Origin of the sequence: Clostridium bornimense, assembly GCF_018917145.1 — a bacterium.
GTDB lineage: Bacteria > Bacillota > Clostridia > Clostridiales > Clostridiaceae > Clostridium_AN > Clostridium_AN bornimense_A.
The window spans coordinates 1-21,408 of sequence record NZ_JAHLOD010000056.1 but is presented as its reverse complement, the minus strand read 5'-3'; the positions used below and the strand labels follow the sequence as shown (position 1 = coordinate 21,408).

The 21,408-nt window shown below is 27.9% G+C and carries 15 protein-coding genes and 1 pseudogene; 5 read left to right on the top strand and 11 right to left on the bottom strand.

Annotated features, from left to right (window positions below):
* Positions 1-168: pseudogene (locus tag KQI30_RS17710) on the top strand (transposase); the annotation flags it as partial.
* A 223-nt stretch (positions 169-391) separates the two neighbouring features.
* Here KQI30_RS17710 and KQI30_RS14595 read toward each other — a convergent pair.
* On the bottom strand, positions 392-1,030 hold the full coding sequence (locus KQI30_RS14595; RefSeq protein WP_216464085.1) for a response regulator transcription factor: 639 nt from the start codon (positions 1,028-1,030) through the stop codon (positions 392-394).
* A 4-nt stretch (positions 1,031-1,034) separates the two neighbouring features.
* A complete protein-coding gene (locus KQI30_RS14590; RefSeq protein ID WP_216464084.1) occupies positions 1,035-2,186 on the bottom strand; it encodes a sensor histidine kinase in 1,152 nt (383 codons plus the stop codon).
* A 202-nt stretch (positions 2,187-2,388) separates the two neighbouring features.
* On the opposite strand from KQI30_RS14590, the gene KQI30_RS14585 reads away from it, so the two are divergent.
* Positions 2,389-3,435, top strand: coding sequence for a DNRLRE domain-containing protein (locus KQI30_RS14585; protein WP_216464083.1), 1,047 nt, complete (start codon positions 2,389-2,391; stop codon positions 3,433-3,435).
* A gap of 477 nt (positions 3,436-3,912) precedes the next feature.
* On the opposite strand, the gene KQI30_RS14580 is transcribed toward KQI30_RS14585, so the two are convergent.
* From KQI30_RS14580 to KQI30_RS14560, 5 genes are all read right to left on the bottom strand, one after another.
* A complete protein-coding gene (locus tag KQI30_RS14580) occupies positions 3,913-4,704 on the bottom strand; it encodes a DUF4097 family beta strand repeat-containing protein (RefSeq protein WP_216464082.1) in 792 nt (263 codons plus the stop codon).
* Positions 4,705-4,722: 18 nt separating this feature from the next.
* Positions 4,723-5,394: a hypothetical protein gene (locus tag KQI30_RS14575; RefSeq protein WP_216464081.1), complete on the bottom strand. Its 672-nt coding sequence runs from the start codon at positions 5,392-5,394 to the stop codon at positions 4,723-4,725.
* Positions 5,395-5,405: 11 nt separating this feature from the next.
* A complete protein-coding gene (locus tag KQI30_RS14570) occupies positions 5,406-6,107 on the bottom strand; it encodes an ABC transporter ATP-binding protein (protein ID WP_216464080.1) in 702 nt (233 codons plus the stop codon).
* A gap of 2 nt (positions 6,108-6,109) precedes the next feature.
* Positions 6,110-6,475 carry a GntR family transcriptional regulator gene (locus KQI30_RS14565; protein WP_216464079.1) on the bottom strand — a complete coding sequence of 122 codons (366 nt, stop codon included), beginning with the start codon at positions 6,473-6,475 and terminating at the stop codon, positions 6,110-6,112.
* A gap of 934 nt (positions 6,476-7,409) precedes the next feature.
* Positions 7,410-7,964 carry a GNAT family N-acetyltransferase gene (locus KQI30_RS14560; RefSeq protein ID WP_216464078.1) on the bottom strand — a complete coding sequence of 185 codons (555 nt, stop codon included), beginning with the start codon at positions 7,962-7,964 and terminating at the stop codon, positions 7,410-7,412.
* 216 nt (positions 7,965-8,180) lie between these two features.
* Here KQI30_RS14560 and KQI30_RS14555 point away from each other — a divergent pair, with 216 nt between their 5' ends.
* Both KQI30_RS14555 and KQI30_RS14550 read left to right on the top strand, forming a co-directional pair.
* The gene (locus KQI30_RS14555; protein ID WP_216464077.1) at positions 8,181-11,369 is read left to right on the top strand and encodes a GGDEF domain-containing protein; all 3,189 of its coding nucleotides are present in this window, start codon (positions 8,181-8,183) and stop codon (positions 11,367-11,369) included.
* 629 nt (positions 11,370-11,998) lie between these two features.
* Positions 11,999-13,576 carry a helix-turn-helix domain-containing protein gene (locus KQI30_RS14550; RefSeq protein ID WP_216464076.1) on the top strand — a complete coding sequence of 526 codons (1,578 nt, stop codon included), beginning with the start codon at positions 11,999-12,001 and terminating at the stop codon, positions 13,574-13,576.
* A 36-nt stretch (positions 13,577-13,612) separates the two neighbouring features.
* On the opposite strand, the gene KQI30_RS14545 is transcribed toward KQI30_RS14550, so the two are convergent.
* From KQI30_RS14545 to KQI30_RS14530, 4 genes are all read right to left on the bottom strand, one after another.
* Positions 13,613-13,966: a hypothetical protein gene (locus tag KQI30_RS14545; RefSeq protein WP_216464075.1), complete on the bottom strand. Its 354-nt coding sequence runs from the start codon at positions 13,964-13,966 to the stop codon at positions 13,613-13,615.
* Between the two features lie 126 nt (positions 13,967-14,092).
* Positions 14,093-16,342, bottom strand: coding sequence for a glycosyltransferase family 2 protein (locus tag KQI30_RS14540; protein ID WP_216464074.1), 2,250 nt, complete (start codon positions 16,340-16,342; stop codon positions 14,093-14,095).
* Positions 16,339-17,553 carry an alginate O-acetyltransferase AlgX-related protein gene (locus KQI30_RS14535; RefSeq protein ID WP_216464073.1) on the bottom strand — a complete coding sequence of 405 codons (1,215 nt, stop codon included), beginning with the start codon at positions 17,551-17,553 and terminating at the stop codon, positions 16,339-16,341. Before KQI30_RS14535 ends, KQI30_RS14540 begins: the two co-directional genes overlap by 4 nt.
* A gap of 9 nt (positions 17,554-17,562) precedes the next feature.
* A complete protein-coding gene (locus KQI30_RS14530) occupies positions 17,563-18,978 on the bottom strand; it encodes an MBOAT family O-acyltransferase (protein WP_216464072.1) in 1,416 nt (471 codons plus the stop codon).
* Positions 18,979-19,606: 628 nt separating this feature from the next.
* Here KQI30_RS14530 and KQI30_RS17705 point away from each other — a divergent pair.
* Entirely contained in the window at positions 19,607-21,256 is a 1,650-nt protein-coding gene (locus KQI30_RS17705) for an autotransporter outer membrane beta-barrel domain-containing protein (protein ID WP_301281831.1), read from the top strand.
* Positions 21,257-21,408 lie beyond the last annotated feature (152 nt).

Below are 21,408 nucleotides of genomic sequence, written 5' to 3'. Positions count from 1 at the left end.
TGGGTCGCATATTATAACTTTCTAAGACCTCATCCATATAACTATTGGAAACCACTTAATGAACTTGAAGCTCTTGATGGTATCGATAATATGCCTGCCAAATGGCAAATATTAATCAGGTTAGGACAGCAAGCTATTTTAGATATCCAAGAAAAAAATGCTTCCTAACGGATTATATAACCAAATATAAATTTTTTTGCCTTTATTAAAGGTCTTTTTGTCATGCTCAAATTTAAATTATTTCTGTAATTTACTACTTTAAATTTTCAAAAAGATAGTGTTTTTTGTTATATTATTTTTTCATAGCAAACTTTACACTATCAATATCTTAATCATATAATAAAATATAATAGAGGGTATTACTATAACTTAAAGTCACTAAAAAAATGACTTAAGTCACTATTCCATTTTTAAAAGCAAATATAGCAATCTGTGTTCTATCTCTTAATTGTAATTTTGATAAAATATTTGTTATATTATTTTTTATTGTTCCTTCAGATAAAAAGAGCTGTTCTGCTATTTCTTTATTTGTTAATCCTTTTCCTATTGCTTCTATTATTTTAATTTCTTTTTCAATAAGATTGTATTTATCGATATCACTTTTTATATTCAATCTATTCTCCATCATTTTTGATGCCACATCTGGATGAACCACCATATTACCTTTATAAGCAGTCTTTATACCTTCATAAATTACATCATGAGAACTATCCTTTAACATATATCCAAAAGCACCATATTTTAATGCCTCCTCTATATATTCTTTATCCTTAAATGTTGTAAGAATTATAACTTTTATTCTAGAGAATTGCTCTTTTATTAGTCTTGTCCCCATAACTCCATCACAATCTTTCATTCTGATATCCATAAGAACAACATCTATATCATTAGTTTTACAAACTTCTAAAGCCTCATATCCATTTTTCGCCGTATCAATCACTTCTACATCATTATATATAGAAAGCATTATCTTAAGTCCTTCTCTTATAAGTTCTTCATCATCAACAATTAATAATTTAATCTTTTCCAAAACACTATACCTCCACTTCCTTTGGAACGATTATTCTAACAAAAAAACCTTTTCCTCTAGCAGATTTCATATCTACAATAGCCTCTATTTCCTCTGCTCTTTCTTTTATACTCTTAAGTCCAACTCCACTTTCTACTATTTTATCTGTTCCAATACCATTATCACTAAATGAAATAATAAATTCACTATCTGTAAAATTCATTATCACTTTAATTGTAGAAGCCTTTCCATGCTTTAGAGAGTTTGACAATATCTCTTGTGTTATTCTATATAAATGACTTACTTGTTTTGTTGATAAATTCCATTGTCCTTTTGATATAATTACCTTTACTTCTATCCCTGTCATCCTTTGAAAGTTTTTACACACATCTTGTAATCTCAAAATCCCCTTATAATTTTCATATTGATCTGGCTTCAATTCCCTAACAGCTCTTTTAACATCTTGAAAACTATCATTAATAAAACTTCTTAATCTTATTATTGTATCCTTCATTGTACTATTTTCTTTTTCAGCTATAACTTCCATAGCTGTCAATTGAATCATTGCCGTAGAAAGTGCATGTCCAACACTATCATGAATTTCCCTGGATATTCTATTTCTTTCCTTTAATAACGTAATCTCTTCTATTGTATCTACATAGCCTTCCAATTCTTTATTAACTTCAATAAGCCTTTCTTCTGAAATCCTAAGTTTATCATATAATTTCTGAGCCTGAACTTTTGTACTATAAAGTTCTGATATATAGATTAGTAAAATATACATTCCTACAATTATTATAAAGTTAATAAAAATTGTTTCTTTGCCATTTGCAAAACTACCTATAATAGAAATAGTAATTATTAAACCAGCACATATATACGTTACCATTTTATTGCTTATGGTAAAGATATCTATGACTATCCCAATTAAATATATTAGAATATATCCACCAAACCTCAATTGAGCTAAAGGAATCAGTAACAGTTCTATAACTATAGATATTATCTTTTCTGTATCATTTTCAAAATAAAATATCCTTAAGTTATTATTTATTATAAATAGCAGCACAAAAATAATACTTAATATACTACTATTTTTATACTGAAGAAATATTTGATATATAAGTATAATAAATGAACTATATCTCAAAAAAATCATTTCTTTATTTTTTCCCATAGTTTTCTCCACCTTTTCCTTTTTATTCTCATTTTATCAATTTATACCTAGGGTTTCAATTATACTGTATCGTGTTAACTTTACCTCATTGATAATTCAACACAACACTGGTTATCTATTCTCTTCTTTGCTCTGAACCTATTCACAACCCATTTCATAATATATATATAGGATAAACAATTTATTAAAGGAGTTGATACTGTTGCATTCAATAAAAGATATTATATCAACTGGAACCAGTTATATAAATAATATAAATCCAAATAAGAATTTCTATGATTATGATCCTTTACTAACTGGAATAGCTAGAAATTCTATTCAAGATAGAAATGAATATAGAACATTAATTAAGTTTTATAACCTTCGTCTTTGTCATATTAAATCAGCATTTTTATATATTTTTTTAGAAGATGCACAATCTAATGCTCGCAAAGTTACTATATCCATAAAGGAAAATAAAAATAATTTTGATATTACCTCAGTTACTTGGGCAAATGCACCTAAAGTAAATAATCACCATGAAATTTGTTTCGATATATATCCAAGAGATATTAATAGATATATAAAAATAGATATAACGCCAATTGTTAATAATTGGACTATTACTAAAGAAAATTTCGGTCTTACTATCTTCGATGATAGTAGATGTAATAATTCACTAATTAAATTTTCATCATTGAATTCTAAAAAACCACCATATTTATCTATATGCTATGACAAAGATCATAAACCATGTCATAACATTAAATGTAGAACAGGTGCCACTGGTGCTACTGGTGTTGGTATCACTGGTGCTACTGGTGCACAATGTTCTTCTATATATGGAAAGTTCGCAATCACTGGAACTACTGGTGTAAATGGTACTATTGGTATTACTGGATCTGTTCCATTAACTAGTCCATTCCATACTACTAATATAACTTTTAATGAAAATACAACACCTACAGTTATCACTATTCCAGGTGGATATATTTATAGTGTTAGTTGGAGTATGACCTTAAAGCCAAATTCTAATGCATCATTTATACGAGGTGATTTAAATCTTAATAATACTTCTATAAGTAGCATGCAATTTTTAACTAACTCATCTTCACAAGATGGTGTAGATTTGCAAAATACAACATTATTCGAAACTACTGATACCTCAACTTTAATATTACAATATTATGCTCATAAACAACAAAATCAACCTACATATGTTGAGATAATATGTGCTACTGTCAATATATTTTCAATTTGTAAACTTTAACACACCAAAAGTTAGGCTATCACAAAGCAACTCAATTCACAATTAGATAGTGTTTGTCGCACTAAAATTAGTGCGGCGCTATCTTTTTGCAAAAATAAATTCCTATCTCTACTAGCTAAAAATTTATAGTAAAATATTTTATATATAATTACACTATTTTACACAGTAATTATGCAATTAATTTTAATAAACTACATGATAAAATACAGATAGGTATTAACCATTCTAAGAAGATTACTAAAAATTTTCATTCATAATACAAAAAGAAGTAGGAGCTGTCATTAGCAAATCTTTAATTTGCTAACGCAACAGCTCCCATACTGATTTATTCTATAAATCGGAATGCGACATTTATATACATCGCATTATTTACTATACTATAGTTTTGTGTCATTGTTATGACGAATTTATGAAGAATAGTAATTTTTAACCTCAATAGCATTCATTAAAAAAAAAACCATATAATCCTCCTAGATTCTAATTAGTAACTTTTATGTCTCCTAAACCATTATCAAGATTAAAAGTATATTTATTTTCTTCAGATACCTTTGCGTCTATATGTCTATCACCAATTCCAGAAGAAGTTTTAATTTTTATTGGTGCATTCTCTGGTACTATTATAGATAAATTCCCAACACCACCACTATATGTTATATCCCCATTAACTTCTTTAATTTTAATATCACAATCTCCAGTTCCACCGCTTATTTTCATATTTTTAGGTGACCTATCTAAATTCAATGTTGTATCTCCAACTCCAGAATTTATAACTAATTCTTTTACATTTATCTTAGTTATATCCATATCTCCAGTTCCATTTCCAATAGATACATTATCACCATTTACATCTTCCATCTTAATATCACCAACACCATTGCTTAAAGAAATATCATTTTTATATTCTTTGGGAATGTATATTTCTATCTTTCTACTTTTTCTATTTGAACCTATTTCTTTAGTCGACTTATTCTCTTTTATATTTAAATTTTCATTCTCCTTTTTCATTACAACTTCACCATCAAATGAAGTACTATTTTTAACTATTAATCTAACATTATTATCATTACAGCTTTTACAAAGTACGTCTGCAACTTCAATATTTATATTGATTTTTTCTACCCCTTCTAATGATGCCGTTTCATCTTTATCTATTGCTGAATTTTTATCTGCAGTTTTATTTCTAGGTTTTACCCCTACCTGTACATCACAACTAGTCAATGTTAATGCTAATATTACACCTATACATATTGATAGAATAAATTTTTTCATTTTGCTTTCCCCCATATTCTAATTTATATCTAACTTTGATTTTAATAACTTTGTTGATACTACCATCAATGAAACTATTACCATTATTGCTGCTGCAATAACTAAGAGATCAATTTCTACTGATCCTATTTTCAAATAAATATATGGTAAGAAATCTATGATTTTTTCAACCCCCCACCCAACTATAGTTGGTAATATTATCGATGTTAAAATTACCAAAACAGTTACGATACCATTATTAGAAACATATGAACCATAGATAATAATAAGAGAACAAATAAATATATACATAATTGCAAAAGATCCTAACAGTGACTGTCCTGTAATAATAATTTCACTTTTCAACTCTACATTCCCAATAAAGGCTATCAACGATGTGCTAGTAACTAGAATTATTTGTACTACTGTGTGTAATATATATTTTGCAGTTAAAAACTCCCACGCCTTAAAAGGTGCCATAAATAATAATCTTCCTTGTGTCTTTGATATTTCATTACAAAATTGTATTATAAAAAAAATAAATGCTACTGTAGTAATTGTAGACATAACAGTAATTAACTCTGCACCTAAAGTACTCTTTAAAATAAATATATCTAATATGGATAATGCAGCTAATATTCCTCCAAGGATAGCATAAAAATTTCTATAACTTCTTAAACTAAACCACATAATATTTTTTATATTCTTCATTTAGCCATCACCTAATCCTCTCCAAAAATCTTCTTGTAAATCCCTTCTATAGATGTACTATATTTCACTCTAAGTTCTTCGGCATCACCACTTTCTAAAACAACACCATCTTTTAGAAAAATTACCTCATCAAATAAATTTTCAAGTTCACCTATAAAATGAGTTGTTATTATCATAGATGCATTTTCATCTATATTTCCTATTATTGCTCTAATAATTTTTTCCCTGGTTATAATATCAATACCTGATATCGGTTCATCTAAAATATATAATGGCACTTTTCTACTTAAAGTTAATGCTAAATTTACCTTCTCAATATTTCCTTTCGATAAACTATTAATTTTAGCATTATCATCTACTGGCATTAACCCCATCATCTCTTCCATCTTTTCCTCGCTAAAATCATTAAAAAATCTCTTGTAAAACATCTTTGCATCTTTTACTTTCATCCATTTTGCCACCACATTTTTGTCTTGAAAAAAAGCTACTTTCTTTTTTCTTTCAATAGGCAATGTTTCCTCTTCTACTAATATTTCCCCAGAAGATGGATATAGTAGTCCAACAATAGTATTTAACAAAGTAGTTTTTCCTTCACCATTTGGCCCCAAAATACCTAAAACTTTACCTCTTTCAAGAGAAAATGATATATTTTCAATAACCTTTTTCTTGCCATAGCTCTTTGAAAGATTTCTAACCTCTAAAACCGTATCCATCTTTACACCTCCTCATACATCTCATCAATTATTGTTAATATTTCATCCTTTGAAAATCCAAACTGCTTTACTGTCTTAATAAATTCATAAAACTTATTTTTAGATGCCTCTACCTTCAAATTGCATACTTTCTTCTCATCTTCTGTTACAAACTTACCAATACCTCTCTTTGTTGTAATAAGTCCATCTTTCTCTAGCTCACTATATACTTTAACAATAGTGTTAGGATTCACCTTTACATCACTGGCTAATTCTCTTACTGATGGCACCTTTTCTCCTCCTTTCCATTCACCACATAATATCTTCGTTTCTAATAAACGCTTTATCTGTATATAGATAGGTTCATTTGAATTTAACTCTAATTCCATAACCTCGTCACCTCATCGTTTTGTATCACTGTACTAGTAATATAGTACACCTACGGTTATTATTGTAAAAATTATTTTCTTTTTATATTTTTTGTTTATCCTAAAACATCTCTAAATTCCTTTTTATTCCTTGAATTACCTATAAAAGTTTATCTTTATGAAAATTCACAATATCATAAGCAAAAATTCTTGTAAAACTATAGTTATATAAATATTTTGATGATATAATACAATTAAGAAGTTGGTATCGTGGCTTTGTATCAATTTTCTTAGCAATTGACAGAAAGTAAGGATTGTATGGCTAACTTTCCACTTTCTCAGTTAAGGTTAAGAATAATTATAATCTTGAGGATACCCCTGAAGTATTTACTTACATCCTCTAGAATTATAAACTTTATTGAGCTTAACTGATACGGCTATCATTTTGGACAAGTTAACTACACTATTCCTATTTGACATAATTAAATAGGATTTTAGCTAATTTAAGCTTTTGGACAATGAACTTTACTTATATCTGATTTTGGCTTTTCAGATAATAAGTACACAAATTTTAGGACGTAAAATACTTTGTAGTTTTTCTTTTGGCTTTGAAAAGCTACATTAGGCTAAATTTACTTTTGGATTATTAATTTACTTATATCTAGTTTTGGTTTTTAGATATTATGTAAACAATACTTTCTTATTTTGGACGTAAAATTTTGTAGTTTTTCTTTTGGCTTTGAAAAGCTACGCTAGGCTAAATTTACTTTTGGATTATTAATTTACTTACATCTAGTTTTGGTTTTAGATATTATGTAACTAACTTTATAACATTTCTTTTGGCTTTGAAATGTTTTTACAAATTTAGATTTTTTTAAAGTTTATTTAATAAAAATAAAAGACTAGAAAATAATAGGTGCACATATTATTTCTTCTAGTCTTTTATTTTGTATAATTAAATATACTTGTCTAAATCTTTCTTAGTTAAAGCATATATTTCAGCATCACCACAAATTCCTCGATCTCTTAAAACTCCCTCTGATGTCATACCACATTTATTCATAACTCTTGATGCACTAATATTATTAACATCAATGACAGCTTCTACTCTTTTTACCTTTAACTCCATTAAAGCATAAATTAAAATTCTGCTTAATGCTTCACTAGCTATATTATTATTTAACTTATCATTGTCTATAGTAACATTAACATCTAGAACAGTATCTGTTAAAAATACTCTTCTTAATTGAATTTGTCCTAAAAATTCTTTATTTACTTTAGAAATGATTACCCATTGAGCAATAAATCCAAGATTATGAAGTCTCATCATTTCGTTAAAATATGTATCTTTCGACTCTAAAATGCTATTTTTAGCATTTTGCATTAAAATTCTACCATCACCATCCAATATATGCTTGTATACCGCTTCTTTATATTTACTGCTTAGAGGTACTAGTATCAGCCTTTCGGTCTCCATCTCTGGTATATTCTCAAGAAAATTATTTTCCATATTCTCCTCCTAATATATTGATATTTTGTTGAAATATGTTTTAACATATGGTTAAAATTGTGATATTATATGAATATAAATATTATAATTTGTTGTAATATATAATATAATTTACAATATATTTAAATCACTTTATCTTAATTGTATAAAAAAAATTGATTTAAATCTATATAAACTTTAACTTTATTAAAATTAAAGCATTCGGGGGTACCAGTAATGATCGTTTTGAAGGATACTATATCATCATTATTGTTAAATGAACTAAATAATAATGCTAATAAAATAATGCTAATAAAAAATAACGGAAAATTTAATTTAGAAAAATTTTACAGTTATGCCTTAGAAATAGATGATGAAAAGCAATATGTTTTTAAAAAATTAAAAAAGGAAATTGTTACTACTCCTTTTGGTCCTCTATTTTCTTGGATAAAAGAAAGATTACTAAATGAAACGAATATAGATTTTATATTTGAAGAATTAAATATATATCCCACACATAGAAATGTGATAAAATCTTATGTTAATACAGGTATTGTCCAAAGAGATGAAGATATACTTTATGTTGACTATAAATACGAAAAAACTAAGATGTATGAATCATTATTAAAGATATATAATTACTACAGTAAAGATAAAGAGCTTTGGATATTATTTGAGAACTTAAACTTTGCATCTTATTCTACTATAAAATGGTTAAGATGGTTTCTAAAACAAAATGTCCAATGCAACTTCAAAATTCTAGCTACTGTAAGTAGTTTTAAATATATTTATGATAAATATCAAAGTAAATTTGATGAGCTTTTACAAGATTTAGAATTCAACAATTCTGTTTTACAATTTGATGATTTATCAGATAATATAGATAATGAAGAATTAAATAGTCTTGAAAACAGCTATGATCTTACTACTTTAGGTGAAAACTTTTTCTATTTTTTTGCTTTCGAAGAATCAGAAAAATTTTTCAAACAGCGTTATAAAGAGCTCATAGATATTGATAAACGCAAAAGTGATTCTAATGCTATCGATGCTGAATTAGCTCATGTTTTAATCCGTCTTGGTGATATAAATTTGCTTACTAATAATCTAGAAGCAGCTTATACATATTATAATTTACTATTTAATCAATTAGCAAATAATCAACGAATTAAAGCTCATGCACTTCAAAAATTATCATTGCTGAATATAGCTAAAATAAAATATAGCGCTGCTGAAAAGCAAGCAAAATTGAGCTATAAAATTGCTAATTCTTTAAATGACGATTTGTTAAAATTCAAAGCTTATTCATTATTCTTTTGGATTAATAAAACCGGTGAGTATAAAACTACTATTGGAAACTTCATTTTCCAAGATGACATGATTACAATAGCTAAAAAATACAATCAATATAATATGCTAGCATATTTCTTAACACATAGCTTTAGTGAGTCATCACAAGATAGCAAATACTATTACGAAGGTCATAATCTTGCTGAACAGTTAGATAATAAAAATTGCGTTCTTTCTGCTCACTTAAATACAGCTTTACTTTATTCTGTCGATGGAGAATTTAATATTAGTATCTTATACTATAAAAAGGTAGAGACATTATTAAATGAATTAGGTGATAATTTCAGATTAGCACAAACCTATAACGGAATGGGTTATTACTATATGAATAAAGAGCAATTTATAAGAGCCAATTACTATTATGATAAAGCTTTAAAGTTATTAAGACTTAACTGGAACTTTGATGAAATTTGTATAACGCTTTTAAATAAGTCTCAAAATGCTTTACTTGCTTGTGATTACGAAACATCGGAAAGATGCCTAAGTATACTTTTATCAGTTATATCAGTATTAAATCTAGATCGTCTTAGAATGACTACTATAGATAGGGTTTATGGATTTGTTTCTTTAACTAACTTCTATTTAGGTAACATTTATAAAAGTTATACTTTTGTATCTAAAATAAATACAATAAAAAATGATACTTCTAATCATGAAAATGATGATGAATTATTTTTATACAACTTTGTACAAGGTCTGCTATTCAGACATGAAGGAAAAGCAGAAGAATCTTTAAAGTACTTTAATAAAGCAAATAAATACATGTCATTTATAAAAGGTTCTTTGCAATGTCTATATCCAAAATTTATATTGGAATATAGTATTACTCTTGCATCAGTAGGTAAAATATTAGAATCAGGTTCACTAAGAAGTAAAGGTATCAATTATTGTTTAGAAAGAAATCACAAATTTTATCTTTCAATATTAAATAGTAAGCCACCTGTAAAACATGGTTTAGGTAGCAATTTGTCAAACTTAAGTTGGGTTATAGAGGCAGCTAAACAACAAAATACTATAGATTCATTGAATAATAAAATGAATGAAATAAACTTCTATAGTTTATATCAAGAAATCTTAAGTTCTGGATACGATAAAGATAAAGTAATATCCTCTTCTATAGACTTATTACACAATAGATTTTCTTTAGACTATTCACTACTAGTATTCCATGAAGATTCCACAAATACAGTTGTTTATTCCCATAATAATATTGAATTATCTGGTGAAGATCTTTTTAGCTATACTAAAATTATAAAAACAATAAAAGAACCTTATGTTACAGGAGAAAATATCGTAAATTTAAAACTCCGTAATTTCTTCCAACGTATTATAGATGATAAATTACAATCACTGATATGCATTCCTATTATAAATGATAATAAACTTACAGCTTCATTTATCTGCCTAACAAAGATGGATACAACACTTATTAATAATAAAATAATATTAAATGAAGAAAATCTAAAAACTATTTCTCTTATCGTAAAACAGTTTATTGAAACGCTTAAGAGAATTGAAGGTCAAGAGAAATTATTAAGAATTGCATCTACTGATATGCTTACTGGACTATATAATAGACAATCTTTTTTCAGTACTATTAATAAATTAATTAAAAATCAAAAGAATGCTACTGAAAAAAATCCTATTATCCTATTTTATATAGATTTAGATAATTTCAAATATTATAATGACACATTTGGACATAATATTGGTGATTCCGTTCTTATATGGTTTGGTGAAATATTACGTTCTCTTGTTGGCAAAAATGATTATGCTATACGATATGGTGGTGATGAATTTTTACTTTTCTTTAATAACTGTACTATAGAAAAAGCTATTTCTATAGCTGATAAATTATATGAAAAATTAGAGACAGCCAAAGGATTTAAAGAAAAAATTTGCGACTTTTTAGAAAAGGACATCACAATACCTAATGAGAAGATACTTTCTTGCTCCATTGGAATTACTGAAGATATTTTATCTGAAAACCTTGATGTAATAAGATTGGTAGATAAAGCTGATAAATCTTTATACACTGCTAAAAAAGATGGCAAACATCATTATGTAATAGCTAATTAATATTGTTCACTATATGGAACTTGTAATTAAAATGAAGTATCAGATTAACAACTAGAAACTGTTAACTATACTTCATTTATTTAATTCTTAATTATAGAAAAAAGCTGCTGCACTTACACTGGTGCAACACCTTTTTCCTTCTGTGATTTTATACTTAAATTGGTAGGCAGACAATTTAAGAAATAAATAATCCATAAGTTTAACGCAAGAAACTTATCATTTATTTAATAACCATTCAATATTTTGATGGGAGATCAAAATACTTCTACTTAAAAATATAATAATAGGGATTGAGTATTTTTGTTTAATGACTCTCTATTTATAAAAATGAATTTTATAGGCTTTATAAAGGATTTTATTATGGATAATATAAAAAAATCATTAAACACTTATCATATTTTTAATATTGGTTAAATCACACTAATTTATTACAATAATAATTTTAAATCATATATATTCATAAATAAACTAGATAAAATTACTTTTTAACCTAATATAATTACCAAAGTTTTTCCATATAATGTAAATATATAATGATTGCTATTTTTTTATCTCTATTTCCAAATATCCAATAAATCTTCATAAATCTATGATATAATATGGTAAAAGCTATCAGGATGGTGTTTCTATTGAACAATATTTTTATAATTGATAAAGATTCACAAACTAAAGAATTAGTTACATCAATAGTAAAAAAAAATCATCTGAAATTTAATTCTATAAAGCAATTTTATTCTATTGATGATATATATGTAGATTCAAATGTAAATATCGTTATACTAGACGGAACTATGGAAGAATTATATTGGGTAAAGAAAAATTATCCATCTTCATTTTTTATTATATTTTCAAATACAATTGATTTTTTCACGTCAAGAGAATATTTTAGAATGGAAATCGAAAATTATGTTATAAAAGATTTAGAGATAGATCTTTTAGAAGTTTCTATATTAAAAGCCTATAAAAAACTAACAGAATTAAAAGATACATTTAATGATATTTCTATATCTCTTATACGTAACGAATCAATGCGTATATTAAAAGAAAATATAATTTCAAAACTTTTAAAAAACGAAGATATCACTAGAACTCTAACACTTTTAGATATTACCATGGAAGACTTAGATATTTTTGATGCTAAAGGCGTAGTAATCTTAATTCAGTTGGATAATTCAATAGACAATTTAAAAAATAGTATTCTAATAATGAAAAACATTATTGCACGTATAAATTCATCTTTAGAATTTATACCATACTTGAAATCAAAACTCATTTATAACGATTACGATAACATTGTAATTATAGCTCAGCCTTTAAATAATGAAGTAAACGATCACTTTTATAATATAATAACAAACAATCTTTTATCACTTTCTAGCTATATATACAAAGAATTTAAGAGTAAAATTTATGCCGCTATTGGTATCGAATTTAAATCAATTTATGAAAGTTATAAAAGCTATTTTAGTGCCAAATGTTGTATATCAACAAAATCTAATTCAAAAAATGGTAGATATATAAATACAACAGAATCTCATGGTACATATTATGATAGAATTCTTCTAATATCAAATAAAAAAGATTTTGTATTGAAAAGCTTTTTAAATGGTGATGAAAGTGTTTTGATAGACTTAAGTAAATTTATTAAAGATATTCATAATGATTTTAATGGAGATATCGATAAATCCAGAAAATTAATTCGTGATACTAGTATTGCTGTACTTTCAGAGTTACAAATTATCTACAAAGGTCTAGGAAATGTATATGACTTCAAAACTCCTAATCATTCTCTAAACATATCTTGTAAAACTTTAGATGAATTAATATATTATGTTACTATAGGAGCAAAAGAAATCATATTTAATATTAATTACTATAAACTTAATAGTAAAAATAGATTAATAAAAAATGTATGTCACTATATTGTAGAAAACGTCTGCGATAATATTGACCTATCTACAATATCTACACACTTTTCAATCAGCAAAAATTACTTTTGTAATCTTTTTAGATCTGAAGTAGGAGAAACTTTTTTAACTTATGTTAGAAAAGTCAAAATGGCCCATGCAAAGATTCTCTTTCAAACTGGATCTTATAAAATATATGAAGTTGGAAAAATTTTAGGTTATGAAGATATTAATTATTTTTCTAAACTGTTTAAAAAATTCGTTGGTATGACTCCTAGTGAATATAAAAATACTTTATAAAATATAATGCCAATAGAGTATTCTCTTTTGGCATTACTATTGTCTATAAGTCACAATATAACAAATAAACTCTGTTCCCCTATATAATTTATAATAAACATATTCCTTAGTAGTCTCTTTTATAACTCTATCCCCAACATATGTTACCTTTAAATTTTTCCATCCTCTTTCCTTAGATACTGTAAAAATGATTTTCTCTCCATTATAAACAACTGTGTTAAATTCAATTTCTCCATCATTTTTATAGACTAATAAAGTTATCTTATCTTTCTTTCTATATACTATATTTCTTAATAAACTATCTAAAATCTTTCCATTATTTATGCTTTTATCTTTATTTACGATAACATCTATTTTAGTTTCAGTTGTTCTTAAATCAGAAGAGCTCATATTATATTACACCTAATATATTATTTAATACATATATATTCAAAAACTTGTTATCTGGTGAATATTTCTTATAAAAAAAGGACTCCCACATAGTAAAATACTTGTGTAGCCATATTATATAACAAACTATGAGTTTATCCAATTATTTATAACATCTTTTAACTCATCACTATATATTAAATTTTTATAATTCACTACTTTGTACATATAAATATTATTTTTCTCTTCTTGTTCTCTTAGTGGCGTAAGTTCATGATCTTTAATACAATAAAATGTACATTTCCCAACCACTATCTTTAAGTTTTCTATATTTTCTGTTGTCTCTATTCTAAAATACAAATAATTAAAATCTTTTATATTTACTCTTACTTCTTCTTTATTGTCCATATTCAATACAGTAACATCTGAATTTAAATTTACTCTAGGATATTTCCTTTTATACTGAAACTCTTTTTTCATTCTATGCCTTATATTATCTACTATATCATCATAAATACTATTATTCTCTATCCCCACTGGTAAAGCAGGTTCTCTATCATAAAGTATATTTAACAATTGGTTGTAGTTTTCTTTATTTATATCCACTATTCTAAATGCATATTTATATTGATTACTACTACTGCTAACATAAACTAATCTACCTTTAAAAATAGATTTATATCCTTCTCTTTTTACAAAAATCTTATAGTCTTTTTCATTATCAAAGTAATATGGAAATTTTAACACAAATGAAATACCAGTTTCTGATATGTCATTTGTATATCCCTCTATTACATCATCACTTAAATATATTTTGCTATCAGTTTGTATTGGAAACCTCTCAAAAACCCTATATTTTTTTCTACCAAATATGAATAATAGAGCCATAACTAGTGTATACAAATTAATTACTAGCCAATATCCTACAAAAATAGCTGTAGCAGCATTATACTTTAAAAGTCTTATACAATTTATAAGACCTATAATAGTTAAAATCGTCATAATAATGTGAGGAATAACTAAATTGATAATATCTTTATGAGAGTTTATTACCTTTCCATCTTTACGAGTAACTACAAACTTTTTTTGTCTTATTCCTAGTGTTTCTAATATAACAACAGGTACTAATCTTGGTAACATTATTGTTTCATAAATATTGCTCCATTTTTTGCTTCGCGCTCTGCCAGACAACTTGGATAATGCTAATAAACTTACTATGTACATAGGTAACCAAAAAATAATTACTTCGATAATGTTAGTATCTACTATTCTTATTCCAAATACCGAAAAAAGTATTGGTGAAATTATATATATTAATCTATTTATTCCAGAGTACCAATAAATTATTGCAGCAAAATAATTCAGTTTCTGTTTGAAATCAAGTCCCTTTATAAAAAACGGATTATATTTTTGAAAAGTTTGAATACATCCTCTTGCCCATCTAGATCTTTGCTTTAATATTCCATCTAAATCATTTGTAGCTAATCCTGAAGCATGCACACTTCCTAGTGCTAAACACTTATATCCTTTAGATTGTATAAGCATTCCTGTTGCTATATCTTCAGTTATTACATCTGTAACAAAGCCTCCAATTTCATTAAGGGCTTCTCTTGATAAAATTGTATTCGATCCTCCATATATAACTGAATTACTACTGTTTTTCCCAACCTCAACTTCTTTATAAAAATATTCTTGCTCATTGGGAACTTTATCTTCTGCAAAAAGATTATATTGAAATACATCTGGATTATAAAAACTTTGAGGTAATTGAATAAATCCAATTTTCTCTTTATCTTTATCTTCAATTTCCGCCTTTACAAAAAACGGCATACTAACCATAAGAAAATCGTGCATTGGTATCATATCGCAATCAAGAGTTACAATATATGGCGATGAAGTTTTTGACATAGCATTGTTTAAATTACCTGCTTTTGCCCCTTCTCTATCTTCTCTAGTTATATAATTTACGTTTAATTCTTCAGTTAGCTTTTTAACTTCATCTCTATTTCCATCATCACACACATAAATATGAACTTTATTTTTATCAGGATAATCCATATTTATACATCCATTTAACGTCTTATAAAGTAAATCTACTGGTTCATTTACTGTAGCAATAAAAATATCAACATGAGGATAATTACTTACCTCTTTAACAATAGGAGTCTCAGGAGATTTCCCATTACTTAATGTATAATAATGTACTAAAGATTCAATAAAACCTGTTAACTCTGCACTAACAAGTATTAATCCTAAAATTGTAGATAAAGTTCCAAACCTTGTTGGTATAGTAAAGAAAAGTCTCCATACAAAGTATATTGTTGTAACTATTACTAAAATAAATATTAATCGCTTTTTCTTTTTTCCTGCTTCCATTACTTCGTTTCTCCTTTTCATTTCTCCTCAAAATGAAAAAATTCATCAGTTAAATTTGCTTCACTAAAAGATACAATAACAATATCAGGCTTATAATCTCTTGTATATTGATACATATCTTTCTCATGATAGTATCTAGGATCTATCAATGTAATTTCAGAACAAACCGTAGACAAAAAAGCAGATACTGGCATCATAAACGAATCTTTAATAATCAGTACTTTAGGTCCATTTTTATTAAGATTATTTAATATTTTATGCTCTGGTCTATTAGAAACTAAATAAGCAGAATATCTATCTCGTTCTTCAACTTTTGCATTAGGATCTAAACTCCAAAACCTATCCACAATAACATCTTCAAATCTTCCTTTGATCTCGGATGGTCCTTCTGGATAATACGGATTTTTACCTATTGCTGTATATTCTGTATCAAACTTTGGAGTTATCAATGTAAAATCATCCAATCCCGAATATAGCTTTCCCGTTCTCCTTCCTAATGATCCTAAGAAAAATTCTTTATAGGTTTTAAAATTATAATTTTCTTTATTTGTATAAAAGCCATCCTTATCTAAATCGAAATCATATTCTTCTTCTAATTTAGCTACTAATCTATTAAATGCCCAAAATGCTGTCTCTGGTGTCCAATGGTGATCTGTCTTAAAGAAAAGCTCATCTCTTTCAATACCAGAATCTAAAATGTCTTCTCTAAGATCTAAATAATCTATATCTCTCTTCTTTAGTTCTCCTAGAAACTTATCTGCTGTTTCATTTGCCATATTATATGGCAGTCCTTTTTCAAATTCTGTTATTCCCCTAATTACCTTATCAGGTGGATTTACATACACCAAATCTATTCCAATCGATGTTACATATTCTTTATACTTACTTATTGAATCGACTATTGTTGAAACATCATTAGGTCTATCTGCAAAATACTGATAATGTAAACCACCTTTCTTATCTCTTACTACATCAAAATTACTAACTTCATTTTTATTCATTTTCTTTTGTAGTAATCCATAAAAATCTATAAATTCTGTTCTATTGTAAAAATGCTCATTATAATTATCTTCAATACTACTAATTGCTTGCTCTACATTTTTTATATTTTTATCCCTTAAAGTATTTTGTATATTATCTTTTAATTGATTAAAATTTAATATACCTATTGCAAAAATAGTAACTAAGAACAATAATGCAGTTATAGTATATTTGTTTATTTTTCTTATCATTTTCACTCCTCAAAAATTAAAATATATAAATGGATTATAAGTATTTTTAACTAAATACGTTATACATATTATAAAAAGAATAAAAACTATAATGCTTGATGAAAATTCTAAAATAGCATATATCTTTTTTCTTTTGATCTTTTTTGTTATATAATCTATAACCGGCATGGAAAATAATATTCCAGTTATAAAGAATATGATATTCTCTTTTATATACATAATTGTTACATTATCTACTAAACCATTAGCACCAATACCAATCATAGACTTCAAATACATTCCTGCTTCTGATATTGTATTAGATCTAAAAATAACCCATCCTATTATTACAGCCAATAATGTATAAAGATGATTTATCCATATCTTTTTACATGGCCTTTTATCAAATCCTGAGAACTTTTCTACTGTAATTAGTAAAAAATACATAAGTCCCCATAGTACAAATGTCCAACTTGCCCCATGCCATATCCCTGTTAATATCCAAACAACAAATAAATTTATTATCTTTCTATCATTTGACTTTACTCTAGATCCTCCTAATGGGAAATAAACATATTCCTTAAACCATTTTCCTAATGATATATGCCATCTTCTCCAAAACTCAGATACATTTTGGGATATATAAGGATAATTAAAGTTCTCCTCAAAATGAAATCCAAACATCAATCCAAGACCTATCGCCATATCAGAATATCCTGAAAAATCATAAAAAATCTGAAGTGTATAAGCTATAGCACCTAACCAAGCAAATGATACCGATATGCCACTATAAATATTACTAAATGCAGCATCTGCTATCACTGCCATAGTATTGGAAATTAGTACCTTCTTACTAAGACCAATTATAAATCTCCATACACCATTAGAAAAATCTTTAAATGTCTCTTTTCTATTATTTATTTCATAGTCAACTGTACTATATTTTACTATAGGTCCTGCTACTAGTTGTGGGAAAAATGCAATATACAAAGCCACGTTAAAAAGGTTTTTTTGTACTTTACCATCATTTCTATAAACATCAACAACATAAGAAATAGCTTGAAATGTAAAAAAAGAAATACCAATTGGCAACGTTATACTAGGTACATTTAAATTATATCCTCCATACATATTAATGTTGTAGATAGTAAATGAGAGATATTTAAAAATGAATAATACGACAATATTCAAAGTCATACTAAAAATAAGTATACTTTTAGCTTTTGATTTATCTTCTCTAAATTTATCTACCAATAATCCAAAAATATAATTCATAAATATAGACATTATCATTATAATTATAAATTTAGGCTCTCCCCATCCATAAAATATCAAACTAGATACAAGTAAAAATAAATTCTTAAACTTAAATCTAAAAATTGTGTAGTATAGTAGTATTACAATAGGGAGAAATACAAATATAAAAATATTACTCGAAAATAGCATTTTTTCTCCTTTTTTAATTTTGCTTTAATTTTACACAAATATATAGTAATATTCTTATCTTACCATGTCAATATTTTATGTTTTTTGTCGATATATTATAAAGAAAAATTCCGTATTGCGGGGGCTAACCTCAATACGGAATTTTCGGGGTATATTTTAAGTTATAGTAGCTAGCTTTAATTAACTAGTATATTGCCTTGGATTTAAGTTATTACCAAGTGTTCTTTGTTTATTGGAGCTCCTTTGGAGGGCCCAAGGCCTACGATTTCTTTTTCCGTTCATCTAAAAAATCTATAGTATTCCCTCCACAAACTCCTATTGGGGATTTCACTTCAATTCTTACTTTCGGCAAAGAATAAACTATCTTTCCGATTGATAAAATTGAAGTAACACTACATTTTTTCTCATGAGTCATTCCTCCTATATTATAAAAAACAAAAAAGGTGCAGTGATTTTCACTGCACCTTTGCAACTTCTAACTTAATAATATAATACCACTTATTATATTACTTTGCAATATTATTTTACACTTTTTTAATATTATTACTATATTTCTCTCACCATTAATATTTGCACACATAAATTGATATTATGAATAAAAATTGACTATTTTATAAAGGAGATTCGAATGAATACTATAGATACAAATATTGATTTTTACAACAATTTAGATTCAATTAATGATATCTATCCTATCTCATATCTTGATTTAAATGATAAAAGATATGTTAATACATCCTACGCTAATAATATAGCCTTCAATGAATTTGCTGGAACAATTGGTGTTACTGGTCCTACTGGTGTCACTGGTCCTACCGGCATTGGTATTACTGGTCCTGATGGTGCTACTGGCGTTGGTGTTACTGGTCCTACTGGTGTCACTGGTATTGGTGTAACCGGTCCTACCGGCATTGGTATTACTGGTATTGGTGTTACTGGTCCTGATGGTGCTACTGGGGTTGGTATTACTGGTCCTGCCGGTGCTACTGGTATTGGTATTACTGGTCCTGCCGGTGCTACCGGGGTTGGTATTACTGGTCCTGCCGGTGCTACTGGTGTTGGTATTACTGGTCCTGCCGGTGCTACTGGTATTGGTATTACTGGTCCTGCCGGTGCTACTGGTGTTGGTATTACTGGTCCTGCCGGTGCTACTGGTATTGGTATTACTGGTCCTGCCGGTGCTACTGGTGTTGGTGTTACTGGTCCTGCCGGTGCTACTGGGGTTGGTATTACTGGTCCTGCCGGTGCTACTGGGGTTGGTATTACTGGTCCTGCCGGTGCTACTGGTATTGGTGTTACTGGTCCTGCCGGTGATACTGGGGTTGGTATTACTGGTCCTGCCGGTGCTACTGGTATTGGTATTACTGGTCCTGCCGGTGCTACTGGTATTGGTATTACTGGTCCTGCCGGTGCTACTGGTATTGGTATTACTGGTCCTGCCGGTGCTACTGGTGTTGGTGTTACTGGTCCTGTCGGTGCTACTGGTGTTGGTATTACTGGTCCTGCCGGTGCTACTGGTGTTGGTATTACTGGTCCTGCCGGTGCTACTGGTGTTGGTGTTACTGGTCCTGCCGGTGCTACTGGTGTTGGTGTTACTGGTCCTGCCGGTGCTACTGGTGTTGGTATTACTGGTCCTGTCGGTGCTACCGGGGTTGGTATTACTGGTCCTGCCGGTGCTACCGGGGTTGGTATTACTGGTCCTGCCGGTGCTACCGGGGTTGGTGTTACTGGTCCTGTCGGTGCTACCGGGGTTGGTATTACTGGTCCTGCCGGTGCTACCGGGGTTGGTATTACTGGTCCTGCCGGTGCTACCGGGGTTGGTATTACTGGTCCTGCCGGTGCTACCGGTCCTGTTTCAAGAAGAATCTATGGTCAATTTGCTCTAAATCATCCATTTAACTGCTGTCATTGTGGCTGTATTATTCCTTTACGACCTATATTCTCATGTGACCATTGTATTTCATTCAATCCTGATACTAGCTGCATATCTTTATGTACTGATGTAGTTTATCTAGTTAATTGGACTATAGTTGTAAAAGTATTTAAAGGCTGTTACTCATTAAAAGCTGGAATTTTCTTAGGAAATATACCTTTAATCCCAAGTATTGCAGAAGAAACAGTATCTACTTGCACTGAATCAACTTTAACACTAACTGGCTCAGTTATAATTAACGACTTTATAAATATGAATAACTGTTTAACTCTAAGATTGGCAAACAAGGATCATAAGAATGTACGAGTTTCACGCGCTTTCTTGAATATTGTATCTGTTGATTAAGTATAAAAAAGGAGCTATAGCTAACAAACTTCCTAAAATGGTACCTATAACATGGACACATAAAAAAAGAGTGTCTAGTTTATAGGTACTTTTTTATGTATAATTAAAATTATCTTGGAGGAAATAGTGGATATGAGTAAAATTAAATTTTC